The following is a 17,356-nucleotide window of genomic DNA, read 5'->3' as shown; positions in this document are numbered from 1 at the left end:
AAGCGGCGATTCAGCACCGAACGAGTCCATCATACATGGTTGGAGATTAAGGACCGGGCGCTTTTTGCCCGGTCTTTTCTTATTATACGATTTTAGCCGACATATGGGCGCGACTTCTGCGAAGCGCAGGTTTGACGATCAACGCTTTATCGCTTAACATAAAAACAGAGATTCACGAAGAAGACGAGTTCTAACTGATTGCACGAAAGGATAGAGGATGTGTGAAACGTAATAAAACAGGGATGTTTCCTAAACTGATCAGCATTTTGCTGACTTTTGTCCAAGTTGTCATTGCTTTATATCTTTTGCTTAAATTTTTTGGAGCAAATCCGACGCCGTTTGTTAATTTTCTGAACAGCTTAAGTGAACCGATCCTTAATCCGTTTCAAGGTATTTTCCATCCGATCGTTTATAAGAAACATATCCTCGACCTTTCCGCATTATTTGCCTTGATCGTGTACAGTATTATCGGGTTTGGCATTCAAAAAATATTTAGTATGCTGAAAATGAAATAAACCGATGAAATGCACAAAAGCAGGAGGGCGACTTTCTGCTTTTTCTATTTATGTGACGCATGGTCTTTCCGGATTGTTTGATCCTAAAAAGAGGGTGAGGGCCGCATAAAAACAGCATTTTGAACCCTTACACCAGAAAAGAAAAATTTGACAGGGACATGAATCATTGTTAACCTTAAAAATCCATACCCGGTTTGTGTGTGAATTTGCAAAAACGGGAAATTTAATAAATAAGGGGGAATGAGGTTTTCGATGCAGCGTACGTAAAAAAACGCATATTTCATCGAAAACGAACAAATGACTGAAGGAGACAGGAATATGCAAAGAAAAGAAAATGAAGCTGTAAAAAAAGATGACATTACGGTCATTGATTTAAAAACAGCGCGCAAAGCAGTGTTTGCCACAAGCGTTGGCAATGCGATGGAGTGGTTTGATTTCGGGATCTACTCTTATCTGGCAGTGACTTTGGGCAAAGTCTTTTTCCCGGAAATGAGTAATTCTGTTCAATTGATTTATACATTTGCAACCTTTTCGATTGCTTTTATCGCGCGTCCGATCGGCGGCTTGGTCTTTGGTATGATGGGCGATCGCTATGGACGAAAAAAGGTATTAACGGTAACGCTAATCATGATGGCACTTTCGACGTTAAGTATTGGTTTAATCCCTTCTTATGCTGCGATTGGTCCGACAGCCGCCCTATTATTGCTTGCGGCACGTTTGGTGCAGGGATTCTCGACCGGCGGTGAATATTCCGGAGCAATGACCTTTCTTGCTGAGTCGACGCCGGATAAAAAACGAGGAGTCATGACCAGCAGTTTGGAAGTAGGCACGCTCAGCGGCTACATTGCCGGCTCCGGTGTTGTAACGCTGCTCACTTATTTTTTAAGCAGCGAGGCGATGCTGTCGTGGGGCTGGCGCATTCCTTTTCTCATTGCCGCGCCAATTGGCATGATTGGCTTCTATCTGCGGGAACATCTTGAAGAAACCCCGGCTTTCCAAGCCATGAAAAAGAAGCATCAGAAAGAAGATAAACAGGTATCGATTAAGGAGATCTTTCTGTATCACTTACGACCGCTGATTGCCTGCGCGGTTATCGTATGCTTCTTTAATCTTGTCGAGTATTTGCTGCTTTCCTATATGCCATCCCATTTAAGTGCCGTACTCGGTTATGGAGAAACTGAAGGACTTCTTTTGATCTTGATTGTCATGTTTATCATGATCCCAATTGTCGTCTTAATGGGGCATTTCGGCGATCGAATTGGGAATAAACGGGTGGTTCAGATTGGACTTGTCGGTTTGATTCTTGCGTCAATACCAGCCTTTTTCATGATCGGAAGCGGAAACAGTATACTCGTCTTTACGGGACTGCTTGTCCTTGCGATCTTCCTGTCCTGTTTTGAAGGCACGGTACCCTCGTTGCTGCCCTCTCTGTTCTTCACATCGGTAAGATACGGGGGTCTGGCGATTACGTATAATATTTCTGTTTCGCTCTTCGGCGGTACGACGCCGATGGTCTTGGCCTGGCTGACGCACGCCACCAACGACACGATGATGCCCGCTTATTACATGATGGCTGCTTGCGTGATCGGACTTATCGTCATGACGTTCTTTGTCCACAATACGTCCGGTAAGGCGCTGAGAGGCTCCGCACCGGCAGTTGTTGAAGAGAAAGAAATCAAGAATATTATGGATAATCCTGAGAAGCATTATTGGTGGAAAGAAGAGCGCAGAAGAATCAAGAAACGGGTCAGCAAACGTAAGGCTAGAAATAAACGAAAATAAAAATGAATCAAAAAGCCGTCGATTTAATTGATAATCGGCGGTTTCTTTGTGCAACGAACGAGTGATACACATGAACAGTATGTACTGCAACACGATGACGCTTATTTTTAATGGAGCATAGGGGGATCGAACCCCTGACCTCTGCCATGCGAAGGCAACGCTCTCCCAGCTGAGCTAATGCCCCATAAAGAATACGATACAGATTATACCGCTCAAGGAATATAGGGTCAACCCCAAAATAGAAAAATACGGGTTAAGTATTTGAAACGGAAAAAAACGTAACAAATACATTTCGATGCAATGGGATAATCATTGAATAATGCCTGGAAAAGGGTGTTTAAATAAAAAAATCTATAAAAATGGAGAAAAGTTATACTTTTAGGGTCACATTTTCTTACATAAGAGGTATAATCGTATTTGAAATTATTTTTATATATGGAAAAGGGGATGTTTTCAGTGAATATTTTCAGAACGAAGCCCGTTTCCAGTCTCATCGCAGAGACCAAAGGGAAATCCGGACTTAAAAAAGCATTGGGACCGCTTGATCTGACAATGCTAGGTATCGGCTGTATTATTGGTACCGGTATTTTTGTATTAACCGGTGTTGCAGCCGCGGATCTTTCAGGCCCGGCTTTGGTCCTCTCATTTGTTTTTGCCGGACTCGCTTGCTGCTTCGCAGCGCTTTGCTATGCAGAATTTGCTTCGATGATTCCTGTTGCCGGTAGTGCTTATACATATGGCTACGCTGGGTTAGGTGAAATTTGGGGCTGGATTATTGGCTGGGATTTGATTTTGGAATATGCGGTTGGTATTGCGACCGTTGCGATTGGTTGGTCAGGCTATGTGGTCAACCTTCTCAATAATATCGGAATCGTTCTGCCGAAGGCAATCACATCCTCACCATTTGAGGGCGGTGTCATTAATGTTCCGGCAATGTTGATCATTGCTTTGATTGCTTGGCTGCTGATTAGTGGTGTCCGCAATACGTCAGGCGTTAACGGCGTGATTGTTATTATTAAAGTTGCGGTTGTGCTGTTGTTCATTGTCTTAGCTGTATGGCATGTCAAACCAAGCAACTGGACACCGTTTATGCCATACGGATTCAATGGAGTTATCTCCGGTGCCGCCGTTGTATTCTTCTCTTATATCGGATTTGATGCAGTGTCAACGGCTGCTGAAGAGACGCGCAATCCGCAGAGAGATATGCCAAGAGGAATTATAGCCTCGCTTTTGATTTGTACGGTTCTTTATATTGCTGTTTCCGCAATCTTAACGGGAATTGTAAAATATACAGCCTACAAAACGCCGGCAGGACACAATGCACCGGTTGCTTACGCGCTTGACTTGATTGGTATTCATTGGGGTGCTGCGCTTATTTCGGTTGGCGCAATCTGCGGGATTACATCGGTATGCCTTGTGTTGATGTTCGGCCAGTCACGTATCTTCTTCGCGATGGCCAGAGATGGTCTGATCCCTAAGGTGCTTGGCGGTGTCAGCCAAAAACATCAAACGCCTGCCGTTTCAACGACAATTGTGGCAACGGTCTGCGCATTGACCGCAGGACTTTTCCCAATCGGCATTGTCTCTGAGCTGGTGAGCATCGGGACACTGGTTGCTTTTATCATTGTCTGCGCCGGTACAATTGTGCTCCGTTACAAACGCAAAGATCTCCAGCGTTCGTTCAAGGCCCCATTCTTTCCGGTTACACCGATTCTCGGTATTCTTTCATGCGGCTATCTGATTTCCGGGCTTCAGCCGGCAACGTGGATCCGTTTTATTGTTTGGTTCGTTCTTGGGCTGATCGTATACTTTGCCTATAGCTATAAGCACAGTGCGCTTCGCGCGAAAAGCGGCGTTGAAGAGCAAGTGCAGAACTGAGTTAATCCGGTTAGACAGATCAATGGTTCAATCTCCCGAGCATGTGTGCATGTGTCGGGAGATTTTTTTGTTTAAGAGGCATGAAGCGGCAGCATTCGGACATAGGAACTTACATACCATTTCTTTAATCCCTGCTTTGAACCATCTAATCCGGGGAAACCTGTCAAAAATTTTCGTAAAACAGGACGGATTTTTCTTTTTTTGCTAATGTGTATAGAGATATTGCAAAGACTATCTATGTATCGAAGTGTTTAGAAAGGTGGAGGACAAATGGACAGAGGAAAGCTGTACAAACGGTTATTCCAGGCAGCTTATTTCGTTATCGGCGCAGCAATCGTCGGGCTGCTTGTCTATTTTGTTGTTCTTCTGATCGGCAATCATTATACGGATGATGAGAAATTGGTGATGAGCAGGACTTCTGTCGTTGTGGATGAACAAGGTCATGAGCTTTCCCGACTCTATGCTGAGAACCGTGAACCGGTTTCATTAAATAAGGTTCCCAAGCAGGTTCAGAATGCGTTTATCGTGACCGAAGATCTGCGCTTTTATCAGCATTCGGGTATCGATTTACGCGGCGTGATGCGTGCACTGGTTACAGATATTGTGGCCGGCAACAAAGCCGAGGGAGCAAGTACCATCACACAGCAATTGGCTAGAAATGCCTATCTCTCAAATGAAAAAACGTGGTTTCGAAAATTCAAAGAGGCAACGATTGCGATCAGTCTCGAACGAAAATATAGTAAGAAGCAGATCCTGGAGATGTATTTAAACCAGGTGTATTTTGGTCATGGCATTTATGGAATTCAGATGGCTTCGAAATTTTTCTTTAATAAAGACGTTAGCGATTTAACAGAAGACGAAGGAGCGCTGCTTGCGGCGATGCAGAAGGGGCCTAACGGCTACTCACCGATTTTGCACCCGCAAAAAGCACTTGCCCGCCGAAATCTTGTTCTCTCGCTGCTCGAGAAGAACGGCTATTTATCCGCAGAACAGACGGTGCGTCTAAAAGGAAAGACACTTGGGCTGAATGTCCATAAAATTCAAACCCATCCGGAGTATGATTCCTACATGGATCTTGTGAAGCAGGAGGCCGAGAAAACGTATCATATTTCTTCTGAGGATCTCATTCGCGGCGGTTATAAAATTGTTGTGCCCATGAATCGAGAAGCACAATCGGCATCCTACAATGCATTCAAAAACAATGTGTATTTTCAAGGCAGCAATCCCAATCAATCACCGGAAGGCGCATTCACATTGATGAATAAAACTGGTGCCATGCTCGCGGTTCAAGGTGGGCGAAATTATGTTCGTGGAAGCTATAACCGCGTCAATGATAAACGGCAGCCCGGTTCTGCCTTCAAACCACTGGCTGTCTACGGACCAGCACTTGATTCAGGCAAGTATCAGCCCTATTCGATGCTCCAAGATAAAAAAGTCAGCTATGGAACCTATACACCAACGAATTACAACGGCCAATATACAGGCACAATGACGATGTACGATGCGATTACCGTATCACAAAATGCGCCGGCGGTTTGGCTGCTCGATCAGATCGGTATTGCGAAAAGTAAAAGCTATTTAACAAAAATGGGGATTAATCTTTCAGATCATGGGCTGGCGATTGCGCTTGGTGGGCTGAGCAAGGGCGTCACGCCGCTGCAAATGACAGCCGCCTACACGACATTCAGCAATAACGGATCTCAGTCGAAACCGTACTTTATCTCAGCCATTTATGATCATCAAGGCAAGAAGATTGGCGAGGCACATCCGCAGACGAAAAAGATTTTTTCGAAACAAACCGCTTGGTATATGACGCGGATGCTGCAAGCTGTCATGAGAAACGGAACCGGTCGTTCAGGGTACAGTCTAGCGGAGATTGCCGGTAAGACAGGATCCACGGCATATTCGAAAAATGGACTGCGCGATGCGTGGTTTGTCGGCTATACGCCTGATGCGGTCGGCTCTGTATGGATCGGTTACGACCAGACGAATAAAAATCAATATCTGACCGGCTCCAGCAATGATGCGGTTCGGCTGTTTAAGACGGTCATCAACAGCATGCCCGGCGAACAAAAGCTGAGTTTCAGCAAACCTGACGGCGTTACGGATCTTGATGAACCGATTCGAATGGCCTCGGTCTCGCGCCTGCGTGCAAAGGGTGTACTTGGAAAATATGCATTGCCTGCTCTTCAGCTTAACTGGGAGGGGAATACGGATAAACGAATTGTTTACCGGATCTACGCAGAAAAAGATGGACGGCGTTCGCTCAAAGGTGAGGTCAAAGGGCAAACCAATTATCGGATTGATTTCGTTAATCCTATGAGTAATGAAACGTACTATGTGGTGCCCTATAATCCACAGACGAATCAAACCGGTGACGCTTCTCCATCGGTCGAGATTAATTGGTTCTCAAAATTATAAGAAGCTGGTAAAGAACCGGGCTGCCCCCCTGAAGTTGGACGATCACAACTTTAGGGGGGCTATTTTTGGCCTTGTTGGTACGACGATCAGCGGCAAAAAAAGTGAAACTTCTACTATGTAAAGGGACTTCCGCTAAAGGCGTGGATCCTGTGAAAGTACGTCCTGTTCACAACGCGGAAGTCACCGCATCCTGCGGAAGTAGGGACCGGGCGCTTTTTGCCCGGTTTTTCTTAATCCAATAGACGCAGGTATTGTGTTTGCACGAAAAGAAAGCGGTTTGGTGCCAGTTTCTCGTCATTTGTTCGTAAAAGTACTAGAATAGAGGATGTTTGATTGAGTTAATAGAGTTCATTACATATAAAAACAGCATGATGTTGGAAAGGTTTGAAAAGATGAATCAGAAAAAAATCGGATTATTGGTCATGGCGTATGGAACACCCTACAAGAAGGAAGATATCGTGCCCTATTATACGGCAATTCGTCATGGGCATAGACCAAGTGACGAACAAATTGCTGATCTCGCACGCCGTTATGAGGCGATCGGAGGTATATCACCGCTTGCTGAATTGACGCAAGCACAAGCCGATGCGCTCGAAAAGCGCTTGAATGAACAGCAATCTGTATACACGTTCAAAGCGTATCTTGGTTTAAAGTATATACATCCGTTGATCGAAGATGCGGTTCAACAGATGCATGATGATGGCATTGATCACGCCGTATCAATCGCTTTGGCACCGCACTACTCCAGATTCAGCGTACAAGCGTACACGGAACGTGCACAGAAGAAAGCTGAAGAAGTCGGTGAACTCGCAATAACATCGATTAAGAGCTGGTATGATCAGCCCCATTTTATTGATTTCTGGGTGCGTTCCGTTAAAGATCAACTCGCAAAGATCCCCGAAGAAGAGCGGGATCAGACTGTTGTTCTGTTTACGGCACACAGCCTTCCAAAGAAGATTTTAAACAATGGCGACCCCTATCCGGATCAAATTCGCGAAACAGCCGAAAAGATCGCCGATCAGGCAAATCTCGTCCATTATACGCAAGCATGGCAAAGTGCGGGGAAAACAGGCGACCCTTGGCTTGGCCCGGATGTACTGGACCAGATTCGAACATTATTTCAACAAGAGGAGCACGTTAAGCACTTTATCTTTTGTCCGATTGGTTTTGTTGCCGAACACTTAGAGGTGCTGTATGATAACGATCGTGAATGCCGAACACTCGTTGAATCATTGGGCGGAACGTATCATCGTCCGCAGATGCCGGATACCAATCCTCTTTTTATCGATGCCCTTGCTTCAACAGTATTAAAGGCATTTGAGTGATGGATGAAAAAAGTTTCGCCGAGCCCTTGCTGTTCCAAAGCGTCTGTGATAAAATTCTTTTAAGAACAAAATGACTAAATCGTTCATACGGTCATTTTTTGGAAAATGGTGATACCCGTGGCGATTGATCGAAAAAAAATGATATTAAGTGCTGCTGAACGTACCTTTGCTTCTTTTGGCTATAAAGCAACAACGATGGATTTGGTTGCGCGTTTGGCCAATGTTGGAAAAGGAACGATCTATACCTTTTTTAAAAATAAGGAAGAGCTCTTCAATGAAATCATGAATCAGTTTATCAAGCGAATAAAGGCGACAGCAACAAATGCAATACATGATGATGATCATTTTTTCGTCAACTTGCATCGCGCACTCTATTCAATGCTTGAATTGCGCAAAGAGCATCAGCTCACAATCAAACTGACTCAAGAACTACGTGAAATCGGAACCGCTCAAGCGAAACAAGCGTTGGCCAATATCGAGGATGCCATACTCGGATTTATGGAGGAATTCATCAGTCATGCCGAGTTGAAGCAAGAAATCAAGTCGTGCGACCCTAAAGTGACTGCTTTTGTTATCCTCCACCTGTATATATCGCTTATTTTTGAATGGGAACAACGTCATCAGCCTTTATCAAAAGAAGAAATCGCTCACTTATTTGAACTCTACTTGGTACAAGGCTTAAAAAAATAATAGCTGCAGCTGTTATTTTTTTAAACAAAATTGACCAAGTGACCCATTTAGTCACTAAGATCGTCCGGGTGTTTATCTTGGAAGGAACGACAGAAAGCAGGTGGAAGCACAATGAATGTAATTCGCTTAATCAGTGCCGAGCTGAAAGCAATTGTAACCAAACCGCATCATATCATTGTCATGCTCGGTGTGATGTGTATTCCGTTGATTTACGGAGGAATGTTTCTTTATGGATTTTGGGATGTGTTCGGCAAGTCGGGCAACCTTCCCGTTGCCGTGGTCAATCATGATGACGGTGCAGTGCTTGCCGGTAAACAGATTCATGCAGGATCGGACTTAGTCGATGAATTAAAAGACAACAAGGATTTTGACTGGCGCTTTGTAAGCGAAAAGTCGGCTGAAGACGGATTTAAAAAGAATCGTTATTTTATGGTGGTCACAATTCCTAGAACGTTCTCAGAAAATGCAGTGACTTTAGCGGATGATCACTTGAAGACAACGAATTTTCGCTATCAAATTAATTCCGATTACAACTTTATTGCTGGACGTATCGCAAGTTCGGGCGTACAGGAACTTCAGAAACGCGTGTCGGAGGAGCTAACGAAAACCTATGCGAAAACGATGTATGCGCAAATAAATGAATTGACTAAAGGATTAGGGAATGCAGCTAAGGGATCCGCTGACTTGACCAAGGGCAATAAGAAAGAAGTCGACGGAATCGTTCATTTACGCGATGGTTTTAAATCGTTAATGAACGGTACCAGTCAGTTAAAAAACGGTTCAGCGAAGTTGGCGGACGGTGCCGATGCAATAACCAGTGGCTTGAACCAAGTTGCTCACGGAACCAGTCAGCTCTATGATCAGACCAGTGCAAACAGCGCAAATATTGCACAACTGGCAGATGGTGCAAGCATGCTTGCTGATAAGCTGGATGAGCTGAACGCGGGTACTGAGAAACTCGCCAGCGGATCCGGTCAACTTAATAGTGGAGAGCAGAGTTTGAGCAACGGCATGGAACAGTATCTTAAGGGATTGCAACAGTTCCAAACCAGCATGAATAAAGAGAAGGATGGCCTTGACACGCTGAATCAGCAATTGAGTGAGGCCAAACCGGAAATCGACAAACTTGTAGCTGGCGTTTCTAAGCTGAATGATGGTGCCGATCAGCTTTCAAGCGGAATTCAAAAACTGGCTCCCTATACGCAACAGTTATCCGAAGGGATGAGCAGTGTTGCAAAACAAGCAAGTGGGCTTCCGAATGCAGATCAAGTGGAAAAGCTGAAACAGGCTTCTGCAAGGCTCGATCAAAGCCTGAGTCAACTTCAGCAAAACAACGGCAGCATTGACCAGAAGCAGCTGCAGGCCCTGCAGAATAGTGCAAAACAATTAAACACAGGCATTCAAGACATTTCCGTACCATCCATAGATTCGACCCAAATCAAACAATTGGCTGAAGGAGCGGCAACGATCGATGCAGCATTTAGCCAAGGAATCAATGGCGAACCAAGCCTAGTCGATGCATCAACAGCTCTGGCTCAAGGCGTGAATACGCTAAATCATGGTATGGCTCAATTTGAAAAACAGAATGATACGCTCGCTCAAGGCGTCTCACAATTATCTGATGGAATGACTCAGTTAAGCGGTGGGCAGACAGCGTTACAAACGAACTTCTTAAAGTTAGTAGAGGGTCAGGCGCGGCTTGCAAGCGGAATGACCGAGCTGCAGCAGAATTTAACAAAGCTTCCAGGCGCATCAAAAGCTTTGAACGGAGGCGCAAGCCAACTTGCTGCAGGCAATGCGCAATTAAACCAAACCTGGCCCAAACTGGTCAGTGGTATTCAGACGGTGCAAACCGGAACGGGACAGCTTGTTTCAGGAAGTTCAAAATTAGCAGCCAATATGAATGCTTTGCAGAGCGGATTGAATGATTTGTTTTCGGGTCAGGAGAAGCTTGCCGGCGGAACGAATCAATTAAATGATGGTGCACAGAACCTGCTGAAGGGCAATACAACGTTGAGCAGTAATCTTGCAGACGCTCATCACCAACTGGCAAAAACGCCGACAAACGATTCTCATGCGGCTAAATTTGCGGAACCGGTGACCTCTGTTGATGCGTCACATCAAGCGGTTAGCAGCTTCGGGACCGGTTTTGCCCCATACTTTATTTCGCTTGGTCTTTATGTTGGTGCGATGCTCCTTACCATTGTCTATGATCTTGGCAAACCGGCCGGACTTGCGACCTCAGGGTGGAACATTGCCCTCAGCAAATTCTTTATCACGATTCTGATGTCACTTGGTCAAACGTTACTGATTGATGCAGTTGTCTTGAAAGGACTAAATCTAGAAGTGACCCATCCGTGGACGTTTGTCGGTTTTACGCTTTTGACCAGTATCAGTTATATGGCAATCATTCAATGGCTTGCCGGTTCATTTAATAATGAGGGCCGATTCGTGGCTGTGATTCTGCTGATCGTTCAGCTCGTCTCATGCGGCGGCGCTTATGCGATTCAGCTCATTCCAGAAGGACTTCAGTCCATTTCAAAGTTTGTGCCGATGACCTACAGTGTCAACGGATTTCGAAATATTATTGATGGTCACCAGCAGCAGATGCTCAGTCAAAACTCATGGATATTGGTTGGTTACGCCGTGCTTGGTTTAGCCTTAAGTGTGGTTACATTTACGATCAAATTTCATCGCGATCAAAAAAAGATCATAGCAAAAAATGAAAGAAGCACTACAGTAGGTTAACCGTTTTCAGTTTCAAGTTTCAAGTAAAAAAGATCACCAGGCCTGAATTTAAGGTCTGATGATCTTTTTTTTTTGACAGGTAAAGAAAGTATGGAATTTGCCCTGGCTTCAAACCAATAGACTAGTGTCTTGGCCAAGAATCAAAGCGGAGGTGCTCTGGCGCCCGCGGCAAGCGAGTAACCGAAGCGACGATTCAGCACCGAAAAGACACGAAGTCACCACATCCTGCGGAAGTAAGGACCGGGCGCTTTTTGCCCGGTTTTTCTTATTGATTGTTTGAGGCGCAGCTTGTCCAAACGGATCATCGATTGTTGCGGAAGAACGCGCATACCTGTATGCGGGCTTACAGATTTTCAGTTCTGCCAATATAAGCAATTTTAAAGACGCCATTTTCAAAAATAACTTTGGTGACACTCGTATTTTCAATAGAAGAAACATGAATTTTAGCATCGGATAACAGATAAATAAGACAGCTGATGTATAAACCGTGGCTGACTGCAAGAATGTTCTGTTCGTCACTATGTGCCATGACGCTGAGTATGGAGCGGATGCGCGTCTTGACGTCTTCGAAGTTCTCGGCCAATCCGGTTGTATCTAAACGTTTCAAGCCATCGAGTGCTTTAATCTTCAACTCATCCGGAGAATCGCCGCGAAGTTCCGAATCACCCACGGCTTCACTTGCAGCTTCCCACATTGAATCATTAGGATCGCCTTCGAATTGGCCGAAGCTTACTTCCCGTAAATCCGTTGTTTCAACGGGAATAAGTTCAGGGTTTGCTGAATGATCCAAAATCAGCCGCGAAGTCCGACGTGTACGCCCTAGGTCACTTGAATAAGCACCATCGAATGTGATTTTTTCTGCTTTGATTCGCGTGCCTAATTCAGCCGCTTTTCTCTCACCGAGTTCTGTAAGCGGCGTGTCTGAAATTCCTTGTACCTTCCAAAGCTGGTTGAATAATGTTCGGCCATGTCTCACGAAATAAATGCTTTTCATGAGGTACCTCCTATTCTGGGTATCCCGAATTGTTCCTTAGTACTCAATCTTCTATAGATTAGCGTAATTTAACAAGACTTGCAAAGGATAACCGGGAATTTCCAAGAAAATTGCTTGTATCTAGACGTGTGTGGCTGCGGGAATTATGATTAAAGAAGAAATGTTTCTATAAGTTGAGAGGAGACTAATGATGATCTATATAAATAACCGGGACATACTTGATCAAACACTCAATTTCGCTCTTGAAGAATATGCGCTCAAACAGTTGCCAAGCGATGAGACCTATCTGATGTTTTACCGTATGGCGCCTACAGTGATCGTTGGACGCAATCAGAACACCGTTGAAGAATTAAACATGGATTTTATCAACAAACATGACGTGACGGTCACGCGGCGTCTTTCCGGAGGGGGTGCAGTGTATAACGATCCGGGCAACCTCAGTTTCAGTTTTATTGCGAAAGACGACGGCGACAGCTTTAATAATTATAAAAAATTCACCGAGCCGGTCATTCGTGCGTTGGCGCACATGGGGGTAGATGCACAACTGGAAGGGCGCAACGACTTGACGGTAGCGGGTAAAAAGATTTCCGGAAATGCTCAATTTGTCACTCAGGGGCGTATTTTCAGTCATGGAACGCTGCTTTTTGATGTCGACTTGGACATGGTTTCAAAGGCACTGCATCCGGACAAGGCGAAATTCGAGTCTAAGGGGATTAAGTCCGTGAGAAGCAGAGTAACGAATATTCGCGAACACTTAGCAAAAGATAGAACCATTCATCAATTTAAGGAAGAATTACTGCACTATATCTTTGAAGGACAAGATCATGTGCCGGAATACAGATTGACGGATCAGGACTGGACAAAAATTATTGCACTCGCCAATCGTCGCTACCGGAATTGGGACTGGGTCTATGGAAAATCGCCGGAATTTAATCTACAGAAGGCGCGCCGTTTTCCAGGCGGACGTGTCGATTTCCGGATGAATGTCAAAAAAGGAATGATTGAGAAATTGTCGATTTTTGGTGATTTTTTTGGCGTTGGGGATGTTCATGCGTTTGAACAGCAGCTCATTGGGCTAAAATATGACCCAAACATCCTTGATCAAAAACTGAAATCGATTGACTGCCACTATTATTTTGGAAAAATTGGCGCGGAAGAACTGCTTGCTGTACTTTTCTGACAGCAAAGCGACAAGCTCAGACCGCGAATCAAACGCGCCGGGCCTTTTGCGGGATTGATGTTCTAAACAAAGAAGCTGCGGACTAAATTGATAATAGCCCGTCCTTTTGTTATGAGAGACGGACAATCTGTGGATGTGAAAGAGGAGGGTCCATCTTGAAACATAAAAAAGTGTTCGGGTGGTTTATCATTTTATACGGGATTTATCTGCTAACCATGGCTGCTTATTTTTTTGTTTGGGCAAAATCATCAATTCCGATGACAATGAAAGGGACCGCGGCCGATCCTTCTTTATTCATGAACAAACAACAGCTTGCTGAAAGCAGCACACTGAATGCATGGCGTCATTTCCTTTCCTTCGCAACCATACCGCTCGATTGGGGTGTTTATCTGTTTGTGCTTGTCGGAGGCTTTTCATTATGGATCAAGAAATGTTCAGAACGGCTGTCTCGTTCTTTTATTGTTCAAATGGTGCTGTGTTATGTTGGTCTGTCATTGATCACGCTCATCGTTTTTCTACCGGTTTCATTTACGTCTTACCAGTTATCCGTTCACTTTGGCATTTCGGTTCAGCCACTTGCAGACTGGCTCAAGGATCAAGCAATTAGCACAGCAGTCAGTACATTGATTGGGTTGATCGTCATGATGGCGGTAATGGCTCTGGTCCGGCGTTTTCCAAAGAATTGGTGGCTGCCGGCCTGGCTGCTGTCGATTCCATTTATTCTGTTTATGATGTACGTACAGCCGGTTGTCATTGATCCCCTCTATAATCATTTTCAGCCGCTAACAGATGGACAATTGAAAACTGAAATTCTGAATATGGCGTCTCGAGCAGGCATCCCGGCGAATAATGTCTATGAAGCAGACATGTCGCGAGAGACGAATGCAATGAACGCTTACGTGAATGGTATCGGCGCACATTTGCGCATTGTCCTATGGGATACAACGGTCAATCGTCTGAGTCATTCAGAGGTACTGTTTATTATGGCACACGAAATGGGCCATTATGTGATGCACCATATCATATGGGGTACCGTTTCGGCACTGATTGGACTTCTGCTGACGCTGTGGATCGCTGCGAAAATTCATTTATGGGCAAGCATTCGCTGGGGCGTGCGCATGAATATTTCCCATCCAGGCGACTTAACTGCGCTGCCGATGCTACTTCTCATTCTGTCGCTCCTTTCATTTGCTGCCGAACCGGTGCAAAATATGATTTCCCGTGATTTTGAATGGCAAGCCGACCAATACGCGATTGAGATGACGCAAGACCGTAAGGCGGCGATTCGTTCCTTTCAGAAGCTGTCCGTATCCAGCCTTAGCGAAATGAATCCACCGGCGTTAGTAAAATGGATTCAGTACGATCACCCAACCATGCTTGAGCGAATAGATTATTTAGAGCATGTGAAATTAAATCGGTGATGGCATCATTCAAAGGGCGCTTTCCTTTCTTTGTGAATATGATAAAGTAAGATGGAAAGCGTTTTCACAATATGGATAAAGGGACTGAGGCATCTACGATGGCAAATGAGAGGAAGACAGTCGCTGTTTTGTACGGTGGAAAGTCTACAGAACATGAAATCTCACTGCTCACTGCCTTTTCAGTAATCAATGCGATCAATTTAAAGCGATATCGCGTCTTGCCCGTTTATATTAATCAGGACGGACGTTGGATTCCAGGCAGTGAAATCACGGGAAAACTTGAGTCAAAGGATCAGCTGCTGCTCCACGAGAACGTTAAAGCGGAACGCGCGGTGGAGCACTGGATTGCACCGTCGAGCCCGCTGGATGCAACAAGCGCTCGTCCGGATATTGTCTTTCCGCTTCTTCATGGATCGAATGGCGAGGATGGAACGGTGCAAGGCTTGATGGAACTGCTTAATCTTGCTTATGTAGGATCCGGTGTTGCCGGCTCTAGTGTTTGTATGGATAAGGTATTAATGAAAGATGTCTTAAAGACGCATAAGATTCAGGGTCCGGATTATCTGTCGGTATCACGTTTTGAGTGGGAAAGCGATGCACCAAGCCGGATTCTAGCCATTAAGCGTTCGATCGGCTATCCTTGTTTTGTAAAGCCGGCAAACGGAGGATCCAGTGTCGGGATCAGCAAGTGCGTCAGCGAGACGGAACTGTCGGCGGCGATCACAGAGGCACTTCTTTACGATTCAAAGGTTATTGTTGAGGAGCATATTAATGGGCGCGAAATTGAAATCGGTGTTCTCGGCAACCATGAGCTCTCCGTTTCGGTTCCGGGTGAAATCATTACGAAAAATGCAGCCTTTTACGATTATCAGTCTAAGTATCATGAAGGAAACAGCACGCTTGTTATTCCGGTTCATTTATCTGAAAAGGTATTGGCGGAACTCGAAGAAACAGCAAAACGTGCTTTTGCAGCACTCAATCTGTCCGGACTTGCGCGTGTCGATGTGTTTCTCAGAGAGAAAGATCAAAGCATTGTCGTTAATGAATTAAATACAATGCCTGGTTTTACTCAGTTCAGCATGTTTCCTTTACTCTGGCAGCATACTGGATTGTCCTATCCGCAATTAATTGAAACGTTGATTGATCTGGGGTTACAGCGGCATGACGACAAGCAGAAGATCCATTATCGTATTCAGTGCTGAATTAGGGCATCAAGAAAACCCCCAGAATGGCTGATTGAGCCAACTGGGGGTTATTTTGTACGATAAGAACGTGTCGAAATTTCAAGGAAAGCGCATTTCTTTATGTAAAACAAAGAAGCTTGCCCCAGCTAAGGAGCAAGCTTCTTGTCTTAGTTAAGTACGGTAACGGTTAAGGTTCTACGGCCAAATTGTAAAGCTTGATCCCGCGATGGAAAATGAACGTCAATTCGCTTTCCCTTAATCGCTCCTCCGGTATCCCCGGCGACAAAGACGCCGTACCCGGGGATTTTTACCTTTGATCCAAGTGGAATGACTTTTGGATCCACAGCAATCACTTTGGCGTTCGGATTACTGGAGAAATCAATCCCGGTAGCGGACCGTCCTCCAAGAGAATAACTTGTCGCCTCCACAGTTATCGATCGACCGGCTTGCTTAGCGGGTGCTGACTTTGGCGCTTGTGCCGGTTGAGCGGAAGTTTTTCTTACCTTCGGTTTATTTGTTTCGGCACGCTCAGCTTCTTTTTCAGCCTTTGCTTCAGCATCTTTATGAGCTTGCTTTTTCGCTTCTTTTTCAGCAGCTTTACGTGCGGCTTCTTCAGCAATTTTCTTTGCTTTTTCTTCAGCTGCCTTACGTGCACGTACTTTGGCTTGCTTTTTTTTCTGAATCTTAAGCGCAACGAGACCTTCTTGATTTTCTTTCGCTTCGCTGGTATGACGATATACCGTGTAAAGAACCGTTTTTGTGTCCGCACCAATGAGTCCTTTTGAATCATTGGTTGAATCGGTTTCAAAGGCACTGATTGCCGACAGAGTGGATTCACCGACAACACCGTGATCTCCTCCGTCATAATAGCCTAGTTTTTGAAGCTCCGCTTGTAGCTTCTCAACTACCGGTCCTGAATCACCTTGTTGAATCAAACTATTCCCAAATATTATGTTGATCTCCTGGCTGTCTGATTGAAGAGCCGGTGTGTTTGCTGCAAAACCAATTGCCTGACTCTGTTTAGGATCTTTACTTTTGTTTGCGTGACTATCATTCGTACTGCCCGTTTTGGCGAAAGCAATTGTCGTTGGTGTAATGACACCAAGACATACTGCTAAGCTCGTCATCGCCGTCAGCCTTTTAATGATATTCATAAAGTAATAACCTCCTTAGATAAGCCGCCATGAAAGAATCATGGTCAACTCCAAGGGCTATTCT

At 45.0% G+C, this 17,356-nt stretch carries 12 protein-coding genes and 1 tRNA gene; 10 read left to right on the top strand and 3 right to left on the bottom strand.

Going from position 1 to position 17,356, the window contains the following annotated elements:
- Window positions 1-221 precede the first annotated feature (221 nt).
- Window positions 222-515 carry a YggT family protein gene (locus SIN01_RS07955; protein WP_010026690.1) on the top strand — a complete coding sequence of 98 codons (294 nt, stop codon included), beginning with the start codon at window positions 222-224 and terminating at the stop codon, window positions 513-515.
- A 318-nt stretch (window positions 516-833) separates the two neighbouring features.
- Window positions 834-2,297, top strand: a complete 1,464-nt coding sequence (locus SIN01_RS07950; RefSeq protein ID WP_010026689.1) for an MFS transporter — start codon at window positions 834-836, stop codon at window positions 2,295-2,297.
- A gap of 111 nt (window positions 2,298-2,408) precedes the next feature.
- Here the strand turns inward: SIN01_RS07950 and SIN01_RS07945 are convergent.
- Window positions 2,409-2,481, bottom strand: a tRNA-Ala gene (locus SIN01_RS07945).
- A 272-nt stretch (window positions 2,482-2,753) separates the two neighbouring features.
- On the opposite strand from SIN01_RS07945, the gene SIN01_RS07940 reads away from it, so the two are divergent.
- The 5 genes from SIN01_RS07940 to SIN01_RS07920 all read left to right on the top strand — a co-directional run bounded on the left by SIN01_RS07940 (window position 2,754) and on the right by SIN01_RS07920 (window position 11,359).
- On the top strand, window positions 2,754-4,175 hold the full coding sequence (locus SIN01_RS07940) for an amino acid permease (protein ID WP_029548312.1): 1,422 nt from the start codon (window positions 2,754-2,756) through the stop codon (window positions 4,173-4,175).
- Window positions 4,176-4,445: 270 nt separating this feature from the next.
- Window positions 4,446-6,596, top strand: coding sequence for a transglycosylase domain-containing protein (locus tag SIN01_RS07935; RefSeq protein WP_010026991.1), 2,151 nt, complete (start codon window positions 4,446-4,448; stop codon window positions 6,594-6,596).
- A 392-nt stretch (window positions 6,597-6,988) separates the two neighbouring features.
- Entirely contained in the window at window positions 6,989-7,921 is a 933-nt protein-coding gene (gene hemH, locus SIN01_RS07930; protein WP_010023110.1) for a ferrochelatase, read from the top strand.
- 117 nt (window positions 7,922-8,038) lie between these two features.
- Window positions 8,039-8,611 carry a TetR/AcrR family transcriptional regulator gene (locus SIN01_RS07925; protein ID WP_010023109.1) on the top strand — a complete coding sequence of 191 codons (573 nt, stop codon included), beginning with the start codon at window positions 8,039-8,041 and terminating at the stop codon, window positions 8,609-8,611.
- Between the two features lie 111 nt (window positions 8,612-8,722).
- A complete protein-coding gene (locus SIN01_RS07920) occupies window positions 8,723-11,359 on the top strand; it encodes a YhgE/Pip domain-containing protein (protein WP_010023108.1) in 2,637 nt (878 codons plus the stop codon).
- Between the two features lie 343 nt (window positions 11,360-11,702).
- Here the strand turns inward: SIN01_RS07920 and SIN01_RS07915 are convergent, their stop codons facing one another.
- A complete protein-coding gene (locus SIN01_RS07915) occupies window positions 11,703-12,353 on the bottom strand; it encodes a histidine phosphatase family protein (protein ID WP_010026209.1) in 651 nt (216 codons plus the stop codon).
- A gap of 190 nt (window positions 12,354-12,543) precedes the next feature.
- Here SIN01_RS07915 and lplA point away from each other — a divergent pair, with 190 nt between their 5' ends.
- The 3 genes from lplA to SIN01_RS07900 all read left to right on the top strand — a co-directional run bounded on the left by lplA (window position 12,544) and on the right by SIN01_RS07900 (window position 16,156).
- Complete coding sequence (gene lplA / locus SIN01_RS07910; RefSeq protein ID WP_010026210.1) at window positions 12,544-13,533, top strand: lipoate--protein ligase; 990 nt, start codon at window positions 12,544-12,546, stop codon at window positions 13,531-13,533.
- A 155-nt stretch (window positions 13,534-13,688) separates the two neighbouring features.
- Window positions 13,689-14,954 carry a M48 family metallopeptidase gene (locus tag SIN01_RS07905; RefSeq protein WP_010026211.1) on the top strand — a complete coding sequence of 422 codons (1,266 nt, stop codon included), beginning with the start codon at window positions 13,689-13,691 and terminating at the stop codon, window positions 14,952-14,954.
- Between the two features lie 98 nt (window positions 14,955-15,052).
- Window positions 15,053-16,156, top strand: coding sequence for a D-alanine--D-alanine ligase (locus SIN01_RS07900; RefSeq protein WP_010026212.1), 1,104 nt, complete (start codon window positions 15,053-15,055; stop codon window positions 16,154-16,156).
- Between the two features lie 149 nt (window positions 16,157-16,305).
- Here SIN01_RS07900 and SIN01_RS07895 read toward each other — a convergent pair whose 3' ends face one another.
- Window positions 16,306-17,292, bottom strand: coding sequence for a 3D domain-containing protein (locus SIN01_RS07895; RefSeq protein ID WP_010026213.1), 987 nt, complete (start codon window positions 17,290-17,292; stop codon window positions 16,306-16,308).
- Between the last annotated feature and the right edge of the window lie 64 nt (window positions 17,293-17,356).

Origin of the sequence: Sporolactobacillus inulinus, assembly GCF_006539285.1 — a bacterium.
Lineage (GTDB): Bacteria > Bacillota > Bacilli > Bacillales > Sporolactobacillaceae > Sporolactobacillus > Sporolactobacillus inulinus.
This window is presented reverse-complemented; position numbering and strand designations above follow the sequence as displayed.

Coding starts and splice junctions, on each gene's coding strand:
- SIN01_RS07895 (WP_010026213.1), bottom strand. CDS start 17,292: ATGAATATCATTAAAAGGCTGACGGCGATGACGAGCTTAGCAGTATGT.
- SIN01_RS07915 (WP_010026209.1), bottom strand. CDS start 12,353: ATGAAAAGCATTTATTTCGTGAGACATGGCCGAACATTATTCAACCAG.
- SIN01_RS07935 (WP_010026991.1), top strand. CDS start 4,446: ATGGACAGAGGAAAGCTGTACAAACGGTTATTCCAGGCAGCTTATTTC.
- hemH (WP_010023110.1), top strand. CDS start 6,989: ATGAATCAGAAAAAAATCGGATTATTGGTCATGGCGTATGGAACACCC.
- SIN01_RS07950 (WP_010026689.1), top strand. CDS start 834: ATGCAAAGAAAAGAAAATGAAGCTGTAAAAAAAGATGACATTACGGTC.
- lplA (WP_010026210.1), top strand. CDS start 12,544: ATGATCTATATAAATAACCGGGACATACTTGATCAAACACTCAATTTC.
- SIN01_RS07900 (WP_010026212.1), top strand. CDS start 15,053: ATGGCAAATGAGAGGAAGACAGTCGCTGTTTTGTACGGTGGAAAGTCT.
- SIN01_RS07920 (WP_010023108.1), top strand. CDS start 8,723: ATGAATGTAATTCGCTTAATCAGTGCCGAGCTGAAAGCAATTGTAACC.